This window comes from Nocardia farcinica, from assembly GCF_029867845.1.
GTDB lineage: Bacteria > Actinomycetota > Actinomycetes > Mycobacteriales > Mycobacteriaceae > Nocardia > Nocardia farcinica_A.
On sequence record NZ_JARWRU010001020.1, the window covers coordinates 1 to 2,013 of the forward strand.

The 2,013-nt window shown below is 72.0% G+C and carries 2 protein-coding genes; one reads left to right on the top strand and one right to left on the bottom strand.

Annotated elements, in window-relative coordinates; all coding sequences use genetic code 11:
• Positions 1-62: 62 nt before the first annotated feature.
• Positions 63-1,163 (bottom strand): CaiB/BaiF CoA transferase family protein, encoded by a 1,101-nt coding sequence (locus QH283_RS22575; protein ID WP_280504961.1) that lies wholly within the window; start codon positions 1,161-1,163, stop codon positions 63-65.
• A gap of 208 nt (positions 1,164-1,371) precedes the next feature.
• Between QH283_RS22575 and QH283_RS22580 the strand changes: the two genes are divergently transcribed.
• Entirely contained in the window at positions 1,372-1,854 is a 483-nt protein-coding gene (locus QH283_RS22580) for a DUF456 domain-containing protein (RefSeq protein ID WP_280504962.1), read from the top strand.
• Positions 1,855-2,013: the final 159 nt, after the last annotated feature.

A 2,013-nucleotide genomic window follows, 5' to 3' on the forward strand; every position in this document is an offset into this window, starting at 1 on the left:
CCCCCCCCCCCCCCCCCCCCCCCCCCCCGGGCCCGCCGGGGGGCCGTTCCAGGGCAGGGAGCTCAGTCCGCCCAGACCGATTCGATCGGGGTGCCCTCGTTCGGCGGCGGGGTCGGCACGGCCGCCGGGGTGCGCGAGAAGCGCGGGGCGGGCGCGTGCTGCACGACGCCGTCGATCTCGACCAGCCCGGTGCGGGCCACGATGTGCTCGTTCTCGGTGGCCTCGGTCAGGGTGAGCACCGGGGTGGTGCAGGCGTCGGTGCCCGCGAAGATCTCGGCCCACTCGTCGCGGGTCTTGGTCTTGAACTTCTCGGTGAAGATCTTGCGCAGTTCGTCCTGGCCGTTCGGGTCGATCTGGGCGGGCAGGTCGGCCGGGTCCAGTTCGAGGCCCTTCAGCAGTTCGGCGTAGAACTGCGGCTCGATCGCGCCGACGGCCATGTACTTGCCGTCGGCGGTCTCGTAGGTGTCGTAGAACGCCATGCCGGTGTCGAGCAGGTTGGTGCCGCGCTCGTCGGACCACAGGCCCACGCCGCGCATGCCCCAGATCATGTGCGAGAGCGCCAGCGCGCCGTCGATCATCGCCGAGTCGATGACCTGGCCCTTGCCGGAGGTCTGCCGCTCGACCAGCGCCGCCAGGATGCCGAACACCAGGAACATCGAGCCGCCGCCGAAGTCGCCGACCATGTTCAGCGGCGGCACCGGGCGCTCACCCTTGCGGCCGATGGCGTGCAGCACGCCGGTCAGCGAGATGTAGTTGATGTCGTGGCCCGCACGGTCGGCCAGCGGGCCGTACTGGCCCCAGCCGGTCATGCGGCCGTACACCAGGCGCGGGTTGCGCGCGAGGGTCTCCTCAGGGCCGAGCCCCATGCGCTCGGTGACACCGGGGCGGAAGCCCTCGATCAGCACATCGGCCTTGTCGATGAGGCCGAGCACCTTCTCGACATCGGCCGGGTCCTTGAGGTTGGCCTCGACGATCGTGCGGCCGCGCCACTGCGGACGCTCCATCAGACCGGGGAACTGGCCGGGTCGCTGGACGCGCACCACATCGGCGCCCAGGTCGGCCAGCAGCAACGCCGCGTGCGGGCCGGGGCCGATGCCTGCCAGCTCGACAACTCGGATGCCCGCGAGCGGGCCCTGCTTGGTGGCGGTGGATGGTGTGCTCACGCCTTACCTCGGTTCGTCGTTGATCCTGGTCACCGGCAGCCGGTGCCTCTCGCCGGAGCCGGCCCGGCGAGCTGTATTGACGATATGACAATAACGGTGCGCCGCACAGGCCGAGGCCCCGCGTGCGCGTCACGGGGCGATGGGCGAGAATCCGAGCGGCGCGCACGGGCGGGCTCGAGGTGAGCCGGGCGGACGAGAGGGACTCGGAATGAGTGTGTGGGGCGAGATCGTCGTCGGTCTGGTGATCCTGGTCGGACTGGTCGGCATCGTGGTGCCGGTGCTGCCCGGCGTGCTGGCCATCTTCGGCGCGATCCTGGTGTGGGCCATCGTCACCGGCGGCACGACGGCCTGGGTGGTCTTCGCCGTCGCCGCCGTATTGCTCGTGGTGTCGGGAATCGTCAAGTACTCCTGGCCGGGCCGCAACATGAAGGAGGCCGGGGTGCCGACGCGGGCGCTGGTCCTCGGCGGCGTCCTGGCCATCATCGGGTTCTTCGTCATCCCGGTGGTCGGATTGTTCGCCGGTTTCGTCCTCGGCGTCTACCTGAGCGAGCTGGAGCGGCTGCGCGAGGGCAGGCCGGCCTGGGATTCGACCGTGCACGCCCTCAAGGGCGTCGGCCTGTCCATCCTGATCGAGCTCGCGGGCGCGCTGCTGGCCACCGGTGTGTGGGTGGTCGGCGCCTTCATCGCCTGACACCCGGGGCCTGACACCCGGGGCCTGACACCCGGGGCCTGACACCCGGGGCCTGACACCCGGGGCCTGACACCCGGGGCCTGACACCCGGGCCGGACAGGGGGCCCCCCGGGCGGCGGGGGGGGGGGGGGGGGGTGGGGGGGGGGGCCCCCCCGGGGG